The organism is Streptomyces sp. KR55, from assembly GCF_052245645.1.
Taxonomy (GTDB): Bacteria; Actinomycetota; Actinomycetes; order Streptomycetales; family Streptomycetaceae; genus Streptomyces; species Streptomyces flavusporus.
In genome coordinates this window covers 1-17,123 of record NZ_JBQQCE010000191.1, presented here as the reverse complement: position 1 = coordinate 17,123, position 17,123 = coordinate 1, and the positions used below count along the sequence as shown (strand labels likewise).

The following is a 17,123-nucleotide window of genomic DNA, read 5'->3' as shown; positions in this document are numbered from 1 at the left end:
CCCGCCATCCGGTCTCGCAGTACATCGTGCGCAAGAAAGACCAGGTCAGGCGAGGCACACGACAGGTTCCGGAGAAGGTCATCACCCTTACGCCCGCGATACTTCAGTAGCTCAAGCAACGGCATTGCGACAACGGTGTTAAGTGGGCCAACCTGCCCGCAGACTTCCCGCCGTATCGGCGGGTGCATGCCTTCGCCCGCCGCTGGCAGATCCAGGGCCTGCTCACCGAACTGCACGACCGGCTGCGTGACCGTGTCCGGGAAACGGAGGGCCGCACGGTGGACCCGAGTGCGGCGATCGTGGACTCGCAGTCACTGCAGGCAGCAGCGAACATCCCCCGCTCGACGTCCGGTTGGGACGGCGGGAAGAGGTGGCCGGCCGCAAGCAGCACCTGGTGGTCGACTGCCTCGGCCTGGTTTTGGTGGTGATGGTGACCGCGGCGAGCGTACAGGACCTGGACGCGGCCGTCGGGCTGCTTCAGCGGCTGCGCAAGCTGTACTTCTCCATCCGCCTCATCTGGGCGGACGACGGATACGCGGGCCGGCTCGTCGACTGGGCGGCCGAGAAACTCCAGATCAGCCTCGACATCGTCAAACGCTCCGACGACACCACAGGCTTCGTGGTGCTCCCGCGCAGGTGGGTCATGGAGAGAACGCTGAGCCGGCTGATGCGTTCGCGCCGTCTGGTGCGCGATGTCGAGACGCTGCCCGCCATGCACGAGTCCATGGTGCTGTGGTCGATGACCATGCTCATGGGCAGCCGCCTGGCCGGACGCCGCCCAGCTGCCTTCAGTCGGCCGTCGCGAGCGCAGTAAACACTCCGGGCCGCACCTACCGGGCCCACCCCCGCTCCACCAGACGCTTCGCCTTCGACCGCAGCCCCTCGACCTTCGCAGCTGGTCGTAGGCGGCGACCGAGGGAAGGGGGCGGGTGTCGGCAGGCAGTGCCGCCAGACGGTGCTGGGTCAGAGAGGTGACCTGCGGTCCGGTGAACGGTTCAGGAGGCGGCGCATCGGTCGAAGGCCGGGCAGAGTCGTCTTCCTGGGCGGCTTTGCGGGCTTCGACCGCAACAGCGTCGGCGGTCAGGGCGCCGGCCTGCAAGGCGGTTTCCCGCCGTCAGCATCGATCAACGCCGTCGATCCGGAGCGCGGCGCGCCCGAGCGGGCCCGGGCTTTCGGCACGGATGGCATGCCGCTTGTGGAGTAATGTGCAGTTTGGGGGTGTTCAGCCGTGCACACTGTTGACCTTATTTGATCATGAGCATGCCTGGAGGCCAGTGTGAACCGCTCGGGTGAGTGGGTGTATGAGCGGATTCGTCCCGACCGCCGGAAGGCCACCGGGACCGAGCAGCGTACCGTCAGGTGTGCGTGATGGCGGGCAGAGAAGGAGAACCCGAGCAGCCGCGCGTTCCCGACTTCGTTCGGCTGGACGCCCAGCTGGATGAGCTGTCGCAGATTGCCGGGCAGCTACGGGAACTGGCGACCGTCAGGGACCGGATGCAGGGGCTCCTGGACGCGGTGCTGGCCATCAGCCGGGAGACGGATCTGCCCTCGGTGCTGCACCGTATCGTCACCACCGCCATGAGTCTGGTCGCCGCCCGCTACGGGGCGCTGGGTGTGCTGGACGAGTCCGGTGAGGAGCTCGAGCAGTTCATCACCGCCGGCCTGAGCGAACCCGAGTTCGACGCCCTGGCCGGGATCGAGTTCCCCCGCGGACGCGGCGTGCTCGGACACCTGATCCACCATCCGGAACCTCTGCGCGTCGATGACATTCCCTCCCACCCCGCCTCCGTCGGATTCCCGCCCGGCCACCCCCACATGCGCACTCTCCTCGGCGTGGCCATCAGCGTCCGCGGCACGATCTACGGCGACCTCTACCTGTCCCAGCGATACGACGGGCGGCCCTTCGACCGTGACGACGAGGACATCCTCATCACCCTGGCCGGCGCCGCCGGCATCGCGATCGAAAACGCCCGTCTGTTCGGGCAGATCCGCGACAGTGCCGAAAACTTCCAGCGGCTGCTGCTGCCCACGCTGCCCGACCTGCATCCCTTCACCGCCGCCGCCATCTACCGCCCCGCCCCCACCCCCGGCCACCTCGGCGGAGACTGGTACGACGCCATCTGGCTGCCCGACAACGCGTGCGCGGTCGTCATCGGCGACGTCGTCGGACACGACCTCCGTGCAGCCGCTGCCATGGCCCAGGCGCGCAGCATGCTGCGCGCCCTGCTGTTCGACCGCCTCACCCCGCCCAGCGGCGTACTGCGCCAGCTCGACCGCACCCTGCACGCCGTCGCCAACGCGCCTGTCACCACCGCCTGTCTGGGACGCATCGAACCCGAAGACGGCGGCTGGACACTGCACTGGAGCAGCGCCGGCCATCTCCCGCCCCTCCTGGTCACTCCCGACCGGCAGGCGCAATACCTTCACGCCGAGCCGGGCCTGCCCCTCGCCGTGAACACCGAACTCCACCGCCCCGATCACACCCATCCCCTGCCACCGGGCGCCACCGTAGTGTTCTTCACCGACGGGCTCATCGAGCACCCTGACCATCCGGTCGACGAGGGCTTGACAGCACTCGCCGCACTTGGCGCCGCCTACGCTGCCCTGCCCCTGCAGGAATTCGTGCAGACGCTGGCCGACCACCACCCCAGCGACGGCCACGACGACATGGCCATCCTCGCCCTGCGCACCCCACACAGCTGACCTGCAAAGCCCTCAGGTTCACCTGCGCCGGCACGGTCGGCGCAGTCCGGCCGGCTGACGGCAGCACCGTCGTCGAGGTGGAGCTCCGACGAGGTCGGACGCCAGTCGTTCGCCGCGGGCCGTGGCGGCCCCTCTTGCTGACGATCTCCTGCAGAGCGTGCAGCGAGCCTGCGGAGAGTTCTCCGCCGTGCGTCACCAAGGTCATGCCCTCCGCCTGCATCTCTCGGAGGACGGTGATCGCGTCAATGCGCTCGAGGGCCTTGATGCACACCTCTTCCGAGGCGACGCAGGTCGTTGATTCGCTGCCCAGCTAAGGCCTGTCCCGTAACTGCTGGTCACGGGTGAGATGATCTTGCTGTGTCTGGTGTGATCACGGCGTCGGAGCCCTCCTGGACAGCCCCGTTCAGCGGGCCGAGCCCGCGTCAGTTCGGCAAGCTGATCACCGCTTTGCGGCGTGAGGGTGCGGACCGGTGCGCAAGGGCCGCCCCTGGAGCCTGCCGCTGGAGGACCGCGTGCTCCTGGCCGCCGCGTACCGGCGGACGAACCTCACCCTGCGCCAACCGGCCCCGCTGTTCGGGGTGTCCAAGTCGGCCGCCGACCGCATCATCGACCACCTCGGGCCCTCGCTCGCGCTCCAGCAGCGCAAGCGGTCCCGCAAGAACACCGTGCTGACCGGGGACGGCACCCTGGTCCCCACCCGCGACCACACCATCGCCGAGCAGTCCAAGAACCACCGGTACTCCACCAACCACCAGGTCGTCATCGACGCCGACACCCGGCTCGTCGTCGCGGCCGGCCGACCAGTCGCCGGCAACCGCAACGACTGCAAGGCATGGGAGCTGTCCGGCGCGAAAGACACCGTCGCGGCCTGGCCGGCCTTCCGCCTCACCGAGGACGAACAGCCCGCCGCCGCCCTGCTGAACGCGGCCGCCGAGGCCGGGCTCGCGGTCAAGGCGAAGACGGCGGGGCCGTCGAACATCGGCAACCTCCTGGCAGGCGAGGGCATCCCGGCCACCGCCGGGTTCGGCCTGCCGTACGAGGGACTGCACGGCATCGACGAGCGCGCCCACCTCGCGGAACTGCCCACGGTGTACGCCGTCTACCAGCGCGCCGTTCTCGGTCTCCTGCACGCGTAGGGCGTGGGGCGCCTTCTTGCCGCCGCGTCAGCGGGTCTCGTGCCAGTTCGTCGGCCGGTCAGCCGGCAGAAAGGGTCAGCATCATGTCCGAGAACACCGCCGCCAGTGACCTGGCAGCGCAGTACGCCGCCCAGGTGAGCAGCGACCTGGAGAGCAATCTCAAGGAGCAGGAACGTATCGGCACCGAGATCGCGGTCCTGCAGGAGCAGTTGGCCACATTGCAGCGCGACCACACCGTGCTGGTCAGCATGCAGCAGGCACTCGGCCTCACCCCCTCCCCCGCCCAGGCCCCCAGCCCGCCCAGCCTGCCGTCGCACCCGCGGCTGCGGTGCCTGCACCCTGGAAGAAGGCCACCTCCGGCCCGGGCAGCACGACGCGGGGAAAGGCCAGCGCCGCCTCCGGCCGGGCGAAGACCGGGAGGCGGGCCGCGGGCACGGCGGGCAAGGGCCGGGCCGCGGCCGTGGAGCAGGCTCAGCCGACGCTGGTCGACCTGGTGCGCGGTCATCTCGGCGAGCAGAGCGAGCCGCGTTCCGCGGCGGAGATCGCCACCGGGCTCGGCCAGACGCATCCGGAACGGGGCATCAAGACCACCGTCGTGCGTACCACTTTGGAGAACCTGGTGGCCAAGGGTCAGGCCCAGCGCAGCAAGCAGGGCACCTCCGTCTTCTACACCGCCCCCGACACACCCGACCAGACATCCAAGGCCCCCTCCAGCAAGCAGTCCGCGGACCAGCCTGAGGCGCAGCCCGATCACGGTGCATGAGGCGTGGGGGTTGTGAGCTGGTGTTGGCCGAGTGCGTATAAGTGCGTTCTGGCGTGTGTGACTGGCTGTCCGGGCTGTGGCGTGCACGGTTTCCGCAGGGGAACGGGAGCTCCCGGATCGAATGCGTGACCTTTTCGCGGGTGCAGTCGTTGGGTGGGGTGACAGGCGTGTGCGGGCCGTGCGGATGGGGGTGGTGGGCGTGCCGCGTGACCTGTCGGCGCCGTTCGTCGTCCTCGGCCCGTCCGGTGTCGCGATCCGCACCCGGCTCAAGGGCCTGACCGCTGGGGACGAGGAGGTGCTGAGGCTGGTCGGCGCGCATCTCGGGTCGCTGGCTTCCCGCGACCTGAAGCGGCGCTGTGCCGATGGGCTGGGGCACTCCACGGACACGTGGGCGCAGCGCAAACGCGCGCTGACCGAGCAGTCCTCGGCGCGGTGGGCGGGCAGTATCACCAGGGCCACGCATGACCAGTGGGCGCTGTCGCGGCGTGCGCAGCTCGCTCACGTCCAGGGCCTGGAGGCCGGTGTGCGCACCATCGCGCACCGGCTGTCGCTGCCGGTGGGCGAGAAGGGGACGAAGCGGGCGCCGGGCGGCTACCGCTCCCGGCAGGAGTGGTTCGCCAAGACCCGCCGCCTGCACGTGCTGGAGGACCGGCTGGCCGCCGCACGGGCCGACCGCGAGGCCGGACGCGTCCGCGTGGCATGTGGCGGCAAGCGGCTGCTGGGCACCCGGCACCACCTGGAGCAGGCCCGGCTCACCGAGGACGCATGGCGTGTGCGGTGGGAGGCCGCGCGCTGGTTCTGCCAGGCCGACGGCGAGAGCGGCAAGCGGTTCGGGAACGAGACGATCCGCGTCACCCCGGACGGGGAGGTGAGCATCAAACTCCCGGCCCGCTCGCCCACCTGGCCAACCGCGGGTACGGCCGGTACGTCCTCACCCCCGCCGTCGCCTTCCGCCACCGGGGCGAGGAATGGGCCGACCGGGTGTCGGCGAACCGTGCCGTCGCCTACCGCATCCACCTGGACGTGGGCCGGGACCGCTGGTACCTCACCGCGTCCTGGACGATCCCGCCGGTGAGGACCGTACCCCTGACCCAGGCCCGCACCGGCGGCCTGGTCGGCGTCGACGCCAACGCCGACCACCTCGCCGCCTGGCGCCTGGACCGGCACGGCAACCCGGTCGGCGAGCCACGCCGGTTCTGCTACGACCTGTCCGGGCCGGCCTCCCACCGGGACGCCCAGGTCCGGCACGCCCTGATCCGTCTCCTGCACTGGGCCGCCCGGCACGGCCTCGCGATCGCCATCGAGGACCTGGACTTCCAGGCGGAGAAAACCAGGGAGAAGCACGGTCGGCGCAAGCGGTTCCGCACGCTCATCTCCGGCATGCCCGTGTCCAGGCTGCGGGCACGGCTGGTGAGCATGGCCGCCGAGCTGGGAATCACCGTCGTCGCGGTCGATCCCGCCTACACCTCACGCTGGGGCGCCGAGCACTGGCAGAAGCCCCTCACCACGCAGCATCGCAAGACCACCCGTCACGACGCCGCAGCTGTGGCGATCGGACGACGCGCCCTTGGGCACCGCATCCGGCGACGGACGGCACCGCCCCCTGCCCACCAGAGCGATGGACAGGGGCATCGGACCGTCCAGGCCAGTTGTGGCGACCAAGGACGCGAGGAAACCCGCCCCCGCATCCCCGGACCACGGACACGATCCGTGTCACCGGACCCGCGGGCGAAAGCGGGCGACCAGAACACCCAACACCGTTCGGGGCGTTCGGCCGAGCACGAGTCCTGGCACCAGGATCCACTCCCGCTCAGTCTTTAGGAACGGTACCGCTGGTGGTCGTCGAGCATCCCGGAGGCAGCCCCCTGCGGCGGACGCTAGGCCGGGGTTCCGCCGGGCCACATGGACACGGGCGACGGCCCCTCGGTCCGGACAGCGCTGTAAGGGAACTGCAGACGGGCGTGTCTGCCCCCTTGGTTCCCCTTTCCAGGGCCACTGAGGCGTACCCGCTGCAGCGCTCACCTTCTGCAACACACTGTAAAGCGGGGCGCAGAAGGTCGCGAGCGCGACAACTCCGTGGAGTGGCCGGAGTATTGAGGGCTGATCGGGAGTGGTGAGCGCGTTCAGGGGCCTGCGTATGACCGCGCGAAGCCGTGCCCGGGGACTCGCGACCGTCGCAGCCCCGAATCTCACGACCTGGTGGCCGAGCGCGGCAGGAAGAGGACCACTGCGACACCGATCGCCGCGAACACGGCGCCGAGGGCGAACACGATGGTGAACGCGCCTTCGCGCGGCAGTTCGGAGTCGGCGACCGAGTGGCTGCTCAGGATCGCGATCGCGACCTGGGTTCCGATGACGCCGCCGACTGTCCTGACGACGGTGTTGAGGCCGTTGGCGGTCGCGATCGCGTGGTGCGGCGCGAAGCGGGCCACGAGTGAGGGCAGCGCCGCGAAGCTCGCGGCGGCTCCGGCTCCCAGCAGTAGGGAATCGGCGAGGATCTGCGCCGGTGTTGCGTGCCACAGCGCCAGCGCGGTGCTTCCCGCCAGTACCAGCACCAGCCCTCCAAGCAGCGGTGCACGGTGACCGAAGGCTCGCTCCAGGCGGGGCACGACCGGCGCCACAAGGATCTGCAGCAGTGCGGAGGGCAGCATCAGCAGGCCCGCGGCGGTGATGCTGAAGCCGAATCCCCGTGTGGCGCCTTCGGGCCCGTGGGCGGGCAGTTGGGCGAGCGTCGGCACGAGAAGGAAGAAGATCAGTGCCGCGGCGTAGAAGAGCGCGGCGGCCGAGTGAGTCAGCAGCATCGACCGCTGGAGGAGGACACTCGGTTCGAGCAGCGGGTGCCGGGTGCGCTGTTCGGCCACGGCCAGGGCGGCCAGGAAGACGGCCGCGGCGAGGAAGAGGCCGAGCACCGGGGCGGAAAGCCACCCTGCGTGCGAGCCCTGGGTGATGGCGAGCAGCAGGGCCACCAAACCGAGGGAGAGCAGGAGTGTTCCCGGCACGTCCTGAGGTTCGTCCCGGCGCGATGCGTCGTCCGGTATCCATCGGGCCACCAGCACGAAGGCGACCGCGATGACGCCGGCGAGCACCGCGAACATCCACCTCCAGGAAGCGTGGTCGACCAGGAGGCCGCCGATGACGAAGCCCAGGGCGGTGCCCGCTCCGATCATCGCGGAGACGATGCCGAGGCCTTGGCCGATCCGTTGTCTGGGAAGCAGCATGCTGACGAGGGCGAAGGACAGGGGAAGTGCCGCCGCCCCAGCTCCCTGCGCCGCGCGTGCCAGCAACAGGACGGGGAAGTTCCAGGCGAGGGCGGCCAGCACGGTGCCGGCGCCGAAGACGGCAAGCGTGGCGAGCAGTACCCGGCGCTTGCCGCGTCGGTCGCCGAGACGGGCGAGCACCGGCGTCAGTACGGCGCCGGACAGCAGGTAGAGGGTGAACACCCACGCGGACCAGTCGCCGCTCACCCCGAAATGGTCCCGGAACGCGGGCAGGGCAGGAGCGACCAGCGTCTGCAACAGCCCGTAGGCCAGCACCGCAACGGCGAGTGCGGCGACCACACGACCGGCGGGCGGGGCGGTGTCCGGGCGACTGCCCGCGGGCGGGACGGGGGGAAGGGCGGTGGTTCGGTCTTCCTGGGGCATGACGACCTCTGATGTGGGACGGGCGACCGGCTGGACCGTCACCGCGCCGCGAGAGCGCGGCACGGTGACGGCAGTCAGCTCGACGAGCGAGCGGAGCAAACGACTGGCAGAGCGCTCCGATCGGCGGAGTTACTGGCTGTTGGGCGCAAGCTCGTCCAGCGCCTGTACGCGCTGGACGATCTCCCACTTGCCGTTCACCTTGCGGAGCTTGTCGGTGTAGGTGCCGGTGGCGTAGACGGCGTGCTCCGCCTCGGTCTCTGCGACCCAGTACCAGGAACGGGCGGTGGCGGTCGCGCCGTTGACCTCGATCATGGCGGGGCCGGTCATGTGCCGCTTGCCCTTGGTAAAGCCCTTCTCGGCCAGGTCGATGAACATGGCCTTGATCTCGCTGCGGCCGTCGGCGGAGCCGAAGGGGCTCCGGTAGTGACCGTCCTTGGCATACAGGTTGGCGTAGCTGTCGGCGTCCCGCAGATCGATGTACATCTGGTGACGGTCTATCACCTCGCGGATGGCGAACCGGTCACCAGCAACGTTGCTCTCCGTGGCGGTGGCATTCCCGCCCAGCAGCAGGCTCGTGGCTGCCACAGCACCCACCAGCACACCGACGACGGGTGCGGCCGCCCTCCGGATGGCACTCATGTCGACTCCTTCACGATCCGATCTTAGTCAGATTCTTGATAGTCATAATCATGACTAAGTTGATCGTATTCCAGCCCGAGGTGCGGCGTCCAGCGCCGGAGGAATCGGGAGCCGGTCAGCGCGAAGCCCGCCGACGAGCACCCCGCTTACGGGCGCTCCCGGACGAGGGGTAGGCCTTCTTCGGCAAACCGCGGCCCCGGCAAGCCGACCGGGCGGCGGCGTCGATCCGGGCAGGGGCCTCCGGCAGCCGGGCGGCGGCCGAAAGGACGAGGAGGACTCCTACCCCTCCGCCGGCCGTCTTCGACGACACACTGGGCCGGACACAGCCCGCCGGCCGGAGTCAGCGGGGCATGCGGTGGGCCAACGTGGGTGCCGCGCAGAGAAGAGAACGGACGGATCCACGCCGGGCCTGCGGCGGCAGTCCTGACCACGCCCTCCGTGACCATTATTATTACTGATGGTGACAGTCAATAACGGTGACGAGGAAGGTGTCATAGTGCGGCGCAGCGAACGGAAGCTCAAGGATCCGGATCTCGGGATTCTGTCCACGCGACTGCTCTTCTCGGTCCAGAAGGAGCTCTTCGACACGCTGGCCGAGCAGGGGCATCCCGACCTGCGTCCGCAGCACGGCGCCGTGATGGGCTTTCTCGACGAGGAGGGCAGCCGGGCGACGGAGCTGTCGCGGCAGTCGGGCACTCATAAGCAGGTCATCGGCAACCTGATCGACGAGCTGGAAGCCCTGGAGTACGTGGAGCGTCGGCCCGACCCCCGGGACCGGCGGGCCAAGTTGATCGTCCCCACTCGCCGGGGGCGGGACCAGATGAAGAAGTCGGACGCGATCATGACCGCCATCGAGCAGCGGCACGCGGAGTCGATCGGCGAGCGGCAGTACGCGGCCTTCAAGGACGCCTTCCGGGAGATCACCGGCCAGCAGCTCGCGCAGTTCGACGAGGCCGCGGCCAGCAGACGGGAGCCGCGCAAGGGCACCGGTCGCTGACCCCGGCTCACAGCGGGACCACTTCGCAGGCGACCACCGGCAGCACTCCCGCACGGCGCCCGACATCGACGGCCTGACGGCGCAGGAACCGCTCCGGCTCGAATCCTCCCGAGAGGTTGCCGAGGTACGCCTCGTGTGCAGCCAAGGATTTCACTCCCCGGTCGAGGTGCGCCGTGTCGTCGGTGAAGTACTCGGCCTCCGGTGACGAGCTGAACATGGCGTAGCGGACTCCGGACCTCGACCGGAGTCCTTCGTCGAGCAGTTCGGGGCACACCCACCGGTTCGCCGCGTCGATCGGCGCGGGGCCCACGGCGCGGTGGCCGGCCTCGCCACGGGTGACCAGCAGGTCGGCCACGGTCTTGCCCTGGGCGTCCACCGGGCGATCGCCGGTGAGGCCCCGAACTCCAAGTCGTCCGGGTGCGCCAGCACCGCGAGCCCTCGGCGCCAGTCCTCCGGCACGGTCTGCCGCAGCATCCAGCCAGTGGTCAGCATCGGTGATAGTCACGATTCTTACTATACCCCATTCGCTCAGGCGGACGGTCTGCGTCGTCACAGGCCGGGAACGACCACGATGCGCCCTCCGGCGCTACCGCTTTCAACTGCTTCATGAGCGGCGGCGATGTCCTCCAGCGGGTAGCGGTGAGCGATGGGGTGGACCAATGCCTTCGCGGCGGCCGCGGCGCTCAGTTCCTCGGCCGCCACTTGCTTGGCCGCGGCGGGGAAGTCGTCGCTTCCCAGGAAGTGCACGGTGACGTTGGAGAAGCCCAGCTGCCAGAAGGGGATGGCCGGGCGTGCCTCGTCGGTGGCGTAGGCGGCGATCACCCCTCCCACGGCGAGGAGCTCCAGATCGGTGTCCGCGTTGGCCCCGAAGGCCACCTCGAGCACCCGGTCGACCCCCCGCCCTGCGGTCAACTCCTTCACCCGGGCAGGCAGCGTGCCGTCCGCCAGGAGCACATGGTCTGCGCCGGGTACCGGGCCCGGCCGGCGGACGGTGGCGATCACCCGCGCCCCGCCGCGCCGGGCGAGGGCAACCGCTGAGCGGCCGACCGCACCGGTGGCACCGGTGACGAGCACCCAGGCGTCCCGCAGCGGACCGTCCATGAACAGGGCGCGGTGCGCGGTGATCCCGGAGATCCCGAGACAGGCGCCCTGCTCGAAGGAGACGCCGTCGGGGAGGTGCACCGCCTTCTCGGCGGGCACGGTCACATAGCCGGCGGCCGTACCGAAGGGCCGGTACGACTGTGCGTCGTAGCACCACACGCGCTCCCCCACCCGGGCGGCGGGAACGCCCTCGCCCACGGCGTCGATGACGCCGGCGCCGTCCGAGTGCGGGATCACCCGGGGCCAGGCCATGCCGTAGCCGATCCAGTCCTGCCTCTTGATCACGTCCCCGTGGTTGATGCCCGAGGCGTGCACACGGATCCGCACCTCTCCGGGGCCGGGCTGCGGATCCTCCGTCTCGCCGGCCCGCAGCACCGCGGACGCGGGGCCCGTCGACTCGTACCACGCTGCGCGCATGCTCAGTCTCCCGCGGTCTTGAGCAGGTCCGGCAGTCGCCGCACCACTGCCTGCCAGGACGGGTGGTCCGGGTCGATGACGTCGAAGTGGTCCGCGCCCGGGATCTCCACGTACTCCACCTGTTCTCCTCGTTCCCGGGCGGCGGTGACGTACGTCCGGCTCTGGGTGGGGGGAACCCCTGTATCGGCGTCCCCGTGGACGACGAGCTGGGGCACACCGAGTGGCAGGCGTTCGAGTGGTGAGGCCAGCGCGTAGCGGTCGGGTATGGCGTCGGCGCGGCCACCGAGCAGTGCGGCGGTCGTCCCGTGGGGTGTCAGGCCCGCGATGGCGGGGGCGAGTTCCGGCCGGGCCGGGGCGGGAGCCTTCGCCGGCGGCGGTACGGTCGGGTCGCCGAAGCGGGCCCCCAACTCGTCGGCGTCCGCGGCGCGCAGGTCCAGCACGCCGGCCAGTGATACGGCGGCGGCGAGCGGTACGCCCGGGCTGCCGCTGCCCGGCGCCCCAGCGGGCAGCCCGGGCCGGGACGCAAGCCACAGGGCGAGCTGGCCTCCCGCGGAGTGCCCGATCGCCACGGCGCGGTCCAGGTCCAGCCTGCCCCGGGCGGAATCGGCCGCGGTCTGCCCGCCGGGCAGGTCCCCCGCTGCGAGACCGGCCAGAGTGTCGACGGCAGCGGCGGCGTCCTCCAGCGTTCCGGGCCAACCGCCGCCGTCCTCCCCCAGACCGCGGTAGTCGATGTTCCAGACAGCGTAGCCGCGGGTCACCAAGTCCTGTGCCAGCGGTGCGAGTTGGCTGCGGTCGAGCATCGCCGTCCAGAACCCGCCGTGGATGAGCACGACGACCGGGTGGATGCCGTCACCCGGTGGAAGATACAGATCGCCCGCCTGGGACGGCGCGGGCCCGTACCCGGCGGTCACCACGGCTGGGCAGTCGCGTCGGAGAGGGTGCCCCGCTCGGAGCTGAGCAGCTCGCTGATCGGCGCGAAGAACGCCTGGATGGCGGGGAGGTTACCGCCCTTGGCCTTGGACGCGTCCAGGTCGTCGGCTGCGTCCCACCACACGATGTCCAGCCACTGCTCGTCGTCGACGCGGACCAACTGGGCGCCGAGGAATCCGTGCCGGTCCGCGCGGAACGCCTCGAGCATCCCCGGCCGCGCGTCGAGAAGTTCCTGGGCCCGCTCGGCGGGGACCCGGAAGCGGGTCAGTTCTACGGTAGTCATGATGATCCTCAAGAGTCGTACGGTGCCGGCGCGGTAAGCCGGTACGTCACAGAAGCAGGACGGGCTTGACGGCCTCGCCCGAGGCCGCGGCCCGGGCGGCGTCGTTGATCCGGTCGAAGGGGAACGTGGTGACCAGGCGCTCGACGGGAAGGCGGCCGGCTGCGTGCAGTGCGGCCAGGGCCGGGATGAACACGTGGGGCACACCTCCGCCTTCGACGATTCCCACGATCCGCTTGCTTGCGTTGACGATGTCCGCAACATCGACCGCCGCCTCGCGTCCGAAGGGCGCGCCCACGATGCCGATGACGCCGCCGATGGCCGCGGCGTCGACGGCCTGACGGAACACCAGCACATTGCCACTGCTCTCGAGCACATGACCGGCTCCACCGCCGGTGAGCTTCCGGATGGCCGCCACCGGGTCGGTGGTGCGGGCGTCGATGGTGTCGGTGGCACCCAGTTCGGTGGCCAGGGCCAGCCGGCCGGGGTTCACGTCGACGGCGATGACCTGCGCGGCCTGGGTGAGCCGGGCCGCCATGACGGCTGCGAGCCCTACTGCACCGGCTCCGAACACCGCGACCGAACCGCCGGGCGTCGGCCGCAGCACGTTCAGCACCGCGCCGGCGCCGGTCTGGATGCCGCAGCCGAGGGGTGCGAGCGTGGCCGGCGGCGCGTCGTCGGGGAGCTTCACGGCGTTCCGCTCGGTGACCAGCGCATGGGTGGCGAAGGACGACTGCCCGAAGAAGTGCCCGTGCAGCGGTGTGTCACCGTGCCACAGCGTCGGGCTGCCGTCCGGGCGCGCGCCGGCGGCGAAGTTGAGCGACAGGAAGTCCATGCACTGGCTGGGCAGACCGGAGCGGCAGCTCGCACAGGCACCGCAGGAGGCGAAGGTGAGCACCACCCTGTCACCGGGGCGCAGCGAGGTGACGCCCGCTCCGACCGTCTCCACCACTCCGGCACCCTCATGCCCCAGTACGGCCGGATGCGGGAAGGGGGTCTTCCCCTCCCGGGCGGCGATGTCGGCATGGCAGATGCCGACCGCCTCGACGCGTACCAGCACCTCACCGGCGCGGGGGTCGTCGAGCAGCACGTCCATGGTCTCGAAGTCGGCGCCCGGCTCCGGTACGACGGCGGCTCGGATCAGCTTCGGCATGACAACTCCTTCGGCGCTCCTGCGGCGGCCCCCAGCCTATTAGTAATTAATCTTGACCGTCAATATTATGACCATAAACTGAGTGGGCGGTTCACCTGCGCCTACACACCCAAGAGAGCACCATGAACACAGCGCCGCCCGCCGAGACCGACCAGCTCACCGGCGTCTGGCGGATAACCCCGCCCATTCCGAAGCGAGCTTCACCGCGCGCCACCCCATGGCCCGCGTGCGCGGCAGCTTCGACCCCTTCGGCGGGACCATCACGGTCGGGGACGACCCGACACGGTCCAGCGTCCGCGCGGAGATCGACACCGCGTCGGTCGACACACGCAACGCCGACCGGGACAAGCACCTGCGCAGCGCCGACTACTTCGACACCGACACCCACCCGACGGCACACTTCGAGTCCGCCACAGTACGAGTACAGGACAACGGTGGATACAGCGTCGAGGGATTCATGACCATCAGGGGTGAGAGCCGTCCGGTCACCCTCGACCTGGTGCTCCTCGGCGTCGCCGAGGACCCGTGGGGCGGCACGCGAGCCGGATTCCGGGCGTCCACCCGGATCAGCCGCTCCGACTTCGGCGTGACGGGCAATGTGCCCCTGCCCGGCGGGCGCGCGTTGATCGGGGACGGCGTCGAGATCGCACTCGAGATCGAGGCGGTCAGGCAGCGGTAGTCCCGTACCCGACCGGACGGGGTGCGGACGAGGAAGTGTCCGCACCCTGCTCCGGCCGGCCGTGTCCGGCCCGCGGGTGCAGTGGGCAGGGAACCGTGGGTCCCAGCAGCCCGTGCGGACTCGTCCAGCGGGTGGCGGTGAGCGCGGTGAGATCGATGGCGGCACCCCGGCGGTGCCGGACGGCGTCCTCACTGGCAGCGCGGGCGATCACTTGCCGTACCGCCTCGGCACTGCACCGCGCCTGGACCACCCATGTCTGGGTGCCGTGCACTTCCTCGTCGCCCACGGTGCGCACGGTCGGGGCGGTGACATTCCACAAGGTCATGACTGTTGCTGCTCCTGTTCGAGGGCGTCGTGAAGGCCGGTGGGTGGGGGTAGGGCAGTGGCCGGATCAGCTGCCGGCCGACGGCGGTGCCGGGCCCTGCGGGGGACAGAGCCCGGCACCCGGGGGCTCCCGCGGGGCGGTCAACGGGGTGGTGCCCCGCGGGAGCGGCTCGGCGGCTGGACGGGTCAGCCGGTCTTGGAGTAAGCGGCGGACAGCTGCCCGACGAGGGTGGCGAATGGCATGTCCACCGCCCCGTAGACCTCGTAGGCCTTCGGGTCCGCATTGTCGGCGAGGATCTCGACCATCGTGGTGGCGTAGTCGGTGACGACGACACCCGCCTGCTGCATCCGCAGCAGACCCGCCGTGCGCTTGGTCTCGCTGAACGTGCCCGAGGCGTCGATGGCCGCGTACGCGTCATAGCCGGCGGCCGTCGCGGAGATCGCCGGGAAGGCGACGCACACCTCGATGGAGATACCCGCGATGATCAGCTTCTTGCGGCCGGTGACCTCCACGGCCCGACGGACCCGAGGCTCGTCCCAGGCGTTGACGGTGCTGCGGTCGATCACCTCGAGACCCGCGGGAAGGACCTCGGCCAGCTCCGGTACGAGCGGGCCCCACATCCCGTCCGCCATGGTGGTGGTCACCACAGTGGGGATGTCGAGCACCTGAGCCGCCTTCGCCAGAGCCGCCACATTGTGCTTGAGCGTGGCGACGTCGATGTCACGCACGCCGGTGAACAGACCGATCTGGTGGTCGACGAGCAGCAGGGCGGTGTTGTCGCGGGTCAGCGGCTCGTGGAAGCGGCCGGTTCGGGAGGTGTGCTCGCTCATGATGCTTCTCCTGTCTGGGGCGGTCGTCCGCCCGGGTGAAGGGGCGGTCTTCCGCCCAGTCCCACATTAGTCAACCTTGTGATAGTCACAATAATGACTAACTGGGAGCCTATTCCTGGGCTGACGGATAGGCAAGATCACATGCCCTTCCACCACTTGGACGGAGGCCGCAGCTGCCGCTGGCGGCCGCCGACCTGAAGGCCTTCGGCGAACGAATCCGACGCAAGGCCAAGCGCCTTGCCGCCGAAACACAGCACCGCCGCACCGCCCGGCGCAGGAGCGGCACGCCCATGCTGGGTCCGCGAACCGATGCATCTGAGAAGCCGAGGCATGTTGCCCTGTTCGAGTTCTTCGTCGCCACGGCGGAGACCTTCGTGTTCATCGCGCGGGCCGACCGGGGCACGCCCCGCCTCGCCCGTGTGTCCCTGAGCCGCGCACGTCTCAGGGACATCGTGGAGCGCCATCGCCAGTTTCAGCAGAGCGAATATCCACGGTTCCTCCGGCGGGCGGTGGGGCGGCCGGCGCCGGAGCCCACTGAGAACACGCTGCGTCCACTGGGACTTTGGAGGTCGTCATTCGGTCGGGGGAGCCGCTTCGCAGGTCGTGTCCAAGATGTGTACGGCACGGAAGCGGCCAGGGTGGCGAAGACTGCGCGGTACGCGGCCAGGAGGGCGCTGATGTCCGCCAGTGGCGGCGCCTGGGTGTCGCGGTTCAGCAGCCGGCGCCGGATCACGTCGGCCGGGGCTGTCAGAGGAAGGAAGATGCCGTCTCGGTTGATGGCGGACTCGGCAAGGGTTCTCACGGCCACCTCACCGACAGCCTGAACGTCGGCGGTCTGTTGTGATCACCAAGCGATCTCGACCTCAAGCGCGGTTGACGAATGAGACTGCAGGGGATTCGAACAACCAGAGGGGGACCTCAAGTTGCATGCGATACGACTGCTCGCCTACGGCCCTGTGGACAACCTGACCTTCGAAGAGTCGGCCGACCCTGCGCCTGGTCCCGGTCAACTCCTGATCGAGGTCCACGCTGCCGGCGTCCAGGTCGCCGACAGCGCCCTCTTCCGAGGTGAGCCCGTCGGGTGGCATCAGCCCCCTGCACTGCCCCACGTCCCCGGTTCCGAGGTCGCCGGTGACGTGATCGCCGTCGGCGCGGGCGTGGACGAGGCCTGGGTGGGGCGCCGCGTCGTCGCCTCCCTGGAAGGGGGAGGCGGATACGCCGAGCTCGCGGTCGCGGATGCCGGAGCTGCTCACCCAGTGCCCGACGGCCTGGACGACGCGGCGGCCGTCGCGATGCTCACGACCGGCGCCTCGGCGCTCGGCATCCTGCGGGTCGCCGCACTCACGCCGGACGACACCGTGCTCGTGATGTCGGCCGCCGGAGGCATGGGCGCACTGTTCGTCCAAGCCGCGCTCCGGGCGGGCGCCAAGGTCGTCGGAGCCGCCGGCGGCGAGGAGAAGACGCGCCTGGTGAGCGGTCTCGGTGCGGACACCGTCGTCGACTACACCGTCGACGGTTGGGCCGAACGC

General features: G+C 70.2%; 16 protein-coding genes and 2 pseudogenes. 8 read left to right on the top strand and 10 right to left on the bottom strand.

Annotation, left to right across the window (positions count from 1 at the left end):
* Nucleotides 1-236, bottom strand: a 236-nt coding sequence (locus ACTWQJ_RS26305) for a hypothetical protein (protein WP_443309035.1), incomplete at its 3' end; no start/stop codon positions are given.
* A gap of 134 nt (nt 237-370) precedes the next feature.
* On the opposite strand from ACTWQJ_RS26305, the gene ACTWQJ_RS26300 reads away from it, so the two are divergent.
* The 5 genes and pseudogenes from ACTWQJ_RS26300 to ACTWQJ_RS26280 all read left to right on the top strand — a co-directional run bounded on the left by ACTWQJ_RS26300 (nt 371) and on the right by ACTWQJ_RS26280 (nt 6,423).
* A complete protein-coding gene (locus tag ACTWQJ_RS26300; protein ID WP_443309034.1) occupies nt 371-814 on the top strand; it encodes a transposase in 444 nt (147 codons plus the stop codon).
* A 554-nt stretch (nt 815-1,368) separates the two neighbouring features.
* Nucleotides 1,369-2,703: a PP2C family protein-serine/threonine phosphatase gene (locus tag ACTWQJ_RS26295; RefSeq protein ID WP_443309033.1), complete on the top strand. Its 1,335-nt coding sequence runs from the start codon at nt 1,369-1,371 to the stop codon at nt 2,701-2,703.
* A gap of 357 nt (nt 2,704-3,060) precedes the next feature.
* Nucleotides 3,061-3,566: pseudogene (locus ACTWQJ_RS26290) on the top strand (helix-turn-helix domain-containing protein); the annotation flags it as partial.
* Between the two features lie 601 nt (nt 3,567-4,167).
* The gene (locus ACTWQJ_RS26285) at nt 4,168-4,602 is read left to right on the top strand and encodes a hypothetical protein (RefSeq protein WP_443309032.1); all 435 of its coding nucleotides are present in this window, start codon (nt 4,168-4,170) and stop codon (nt 4,600-4,602) included.
* 184 nt (nt 4,603-4,786) lie between these two features.
* Nucleotides 4,787-6,423: pseudogene (locus ACTWQJ_RS26280) on the top strand (IS200/IS605 family accessory protein TnpB-related protein).
* A 368-nt stretch (nt 6,424-6,791) separates the two neighbouring features.
* Here ACTWQJ_RS26280 and ACTWQJ_RS26275 read toward each other — a convergent pair.
* Entirely contained in the window at nt 6,792-8,342 is a 1,551-nt protein-coding gene (locus tag ACTWQJ_RS26275; RefSeq protein ID WP_443309031.1) for an MFS transporter, read from the bottom strand.
* A 30-nt stretch (nt 8,343-8,372) separates the two neighbouring features.
* Entirely contained in the window at nt 8,373-8,882 is a 510-nt protein-coding gene (locus tag ACTWQJ_RS26270) for a nuclear transport factor 2 family protein (protein WP_443309030.1), read from the bottom strand.
* Between the two features lie 457 nt (nt 8,883-9,339).
* Here ACTWQJ_RS26270 and ACTWQJ_RS26265 point away from each other — a divergent pair, with 457 nt between their 5' ends.
* Complete coding sequence (locus ACTWQJ_RS26265) at nt 9,340-9,879, top strand: MarR family winged helix-turn-helix transcriptional regulator (RefSeq protein ID WP_443309029.1); 540 nt, start codon at nt 9,340-9,342, stop codon at nt 9,877-9,879.
* A gap of 7 nt (nt 9,880-9,886) precedes the next feature.
* On the opposite strand, the gene ACTWQJ_RS26260 is transcribed toward ACTWQJ_RS26265, so the two are convergent.
* The 5 genes from ACTWQJ_RS26260 to ACTWQJ_RS26240 all read right to left on the bottom strand — a co-directional run bounded on the left by ACTWQJ_RS26260 (nt 9,887) and on the right by ACTWQJ_RS26240 (nt 13,760).
* Nucleotides 9,887-10,255, bottom strand: a complete 369-nt coding sequence (locus ACTWQJ_RS26260; RefSeq protein WP_443309028.1) for a hypothetical protein — start codon at nt 10,253-10,255, stop codon at nt 9,887-9,889.
* Nucleotides 10,256-10,428: 173 nt separating this feature from the next.
* Nucleotides 10,429-11,397, bottom strand: coding sequence for an NADPH:quinone reductase (locus ACTWQJ_RS26255; RefSeq protein ID WP_443309027.1), 969 nt, complete (start codon nt 11,395-11,397; stop codon nt 10,429-10,431).
* A 2-nt stretch (nt 11,398-11,399) separates the two neighbouring features.
* Nucleotides 11,400-12,311, bottom strand: coding sequence for an alpha/beta hydrolase family protein (locus ACTWQJ_RS26250; protein ID WP_443309026.1), 912 nt, complete (start codon nt 12,309-12,311; stop codon nt 11,400-11,402).
* Nucleotides 12,305-12,610 (bottom strand): antibiotic biosynthesis monooxygenase, encoded by a 306-nt coding sequence (locus ACTWQJ_RS26245; RefSeq protein ID WP_443309025.1) that lies wholly within the window; start codon nt 12,608-12,610, stop codon nt 12,305-12,307. Before ACTWQJ_RS26245 ends, ACTWQJ_RS26250 begins: the two co-directional genes overlap by 7 nt.
* A 46-nt stretch (nt 12,611-12,656) precedes the next feature.
* Nucleotides 12,657-13,760 carry an NAD(P)-dependent alcohol dehydrogenase gene (locus tag ACTWQJ_RS26240; protein ID WP_443309024.1) on the bottom strand — a complete coding sequence of 368 codons (1,104 nt, stop codon included), beginning with the start codon at nt 13,758-13,760 and terminating at the stop codon, nt 12,657-12,659.
* Nucleotides 13,761-13,842: 82 nt separating this feature from the next.
* Here ACTWQJ_RS26240 and ACTWQJ_RS26235 point away from each other — a divergent pair, with 82 nt between their 5' ends.
* Complete coding sequence (locus ACTWQJ_RS26235; protein WP_443309023.1) at nt 13,843-14,439, top strand: YceI family protein; 597 nt, start codon at nt 13,843-13,845, stop codon at nt 14,437-14,439.
* Here the strand turns inward: ACTWQJ_RS26235 and ACTWQJ_RS26230 are convergent.
* Together ACTWQJ_RS26230 and ACTWQJ_RS26225 are read right to left on the bottom strand one after the other, a co-directional pair.
* Nucleotides 14,426-14,764, bottom strand: coding sequence for a hypothetical protein (locus tag ACTWQJ_RS26230; protein ID WP_443309022.1), 339 nt, complete (start codon nt 14,762-14,764; stop codon nt 14,426-14,428). The two genes, ACTWQJ_RS26235 and ACTWQJ_RS26230, sit on opposite strands and share 14 nt — an antisense overlap.
* A 185-nt stretch (nt 14,765-14,949) precedes the next feature.
* Nucleotides 14,950-15,594, bottom strand: coding sequence for an isochorismatase family protein (locus tag ACTWQJ_RS26225; RefSeq protein ID WP_443309021.1), 645 nt, complete (start codon nt 15,592-15,594; stop codon nt 14,950-14,952).
* 923 nt (nt 15,595-16,517) lie between these two features.
* On the opposite strand from ACTWQJ_RS26225, the gene ACTWQJ_RS26220 reads away from it, so the two are divergent.
* Nucleotides 16,518-17,123: alcohol dehydrogenase catalytic domain-containing protein (locus ACTWQJ_RS26220; protein WP_443309020.1), on the top strand; the 606-nt coding region annotated here is incomplete at its 3' end.

Bases quoted from the DNA above. Each gene is read 5' to 3' on its own strand.
- ACTWQJ_RS26270 (WP_443309030.1), bottom strand. From the start codon at position 8,882: ATGAGTGCCATCCGGAGGGCGGCCGCACCCGTCGTCGGTGTGCTGGTG.
- ACTWQJ_RS26295 (WP_443309033.1), top strand. From the start codon at position 1,369: ATGGCGGGCAGAGAAGGAGAACCCGAGCAGCCGCGCGTTCCCGACTTC.
- ACTWQJ_RS26230 (WP_443309022.1), bottom strand. From the start codon at position 14,764: ATGACCTTGTGGAATGTCACCGCCCCGACCGTGCGCACCGTGGGCGAC.
- ACTWQJ_RS26245 (WP_443309025.1), bottom strand. From the start codon at position 12,610: ATGACTACCGTAGAACTGACCCGCTTCCGGGTCCCCGCCGAGCGGGCC.
- ACTWQJ_RS26265 (WP_443309029.1), top strand. From the start codon at position 9,340: ATGGTGACAGTCAATAACGGTGACGAGGAAGGTGTCATAGTGCGGCGC.
- ACTWQJ_RS26240 (WP_443309024.1), bottom strand. From the start codon at position 13,760: ATGCCGAAGCTGATCCGAGCCGCCGTCGTACCGGAGCCGGGCGCCGAC.
- ACTWQJ_RS26225 (WP_443309021.1), bottom strand. From the start codon at position 15,594: ATGAGCGAGCACACCTCCCGAACCGGCCGCTTCCACGAGCCGCTGACC.
- ACTWQJ_RS26255 (WP_443309027.1), bottom strand. From the start codon at position 11,397: ATGCGCGCAGCGTGGTACGAGTCGACGGGCCCCGCGTCCGCGGTGCTG.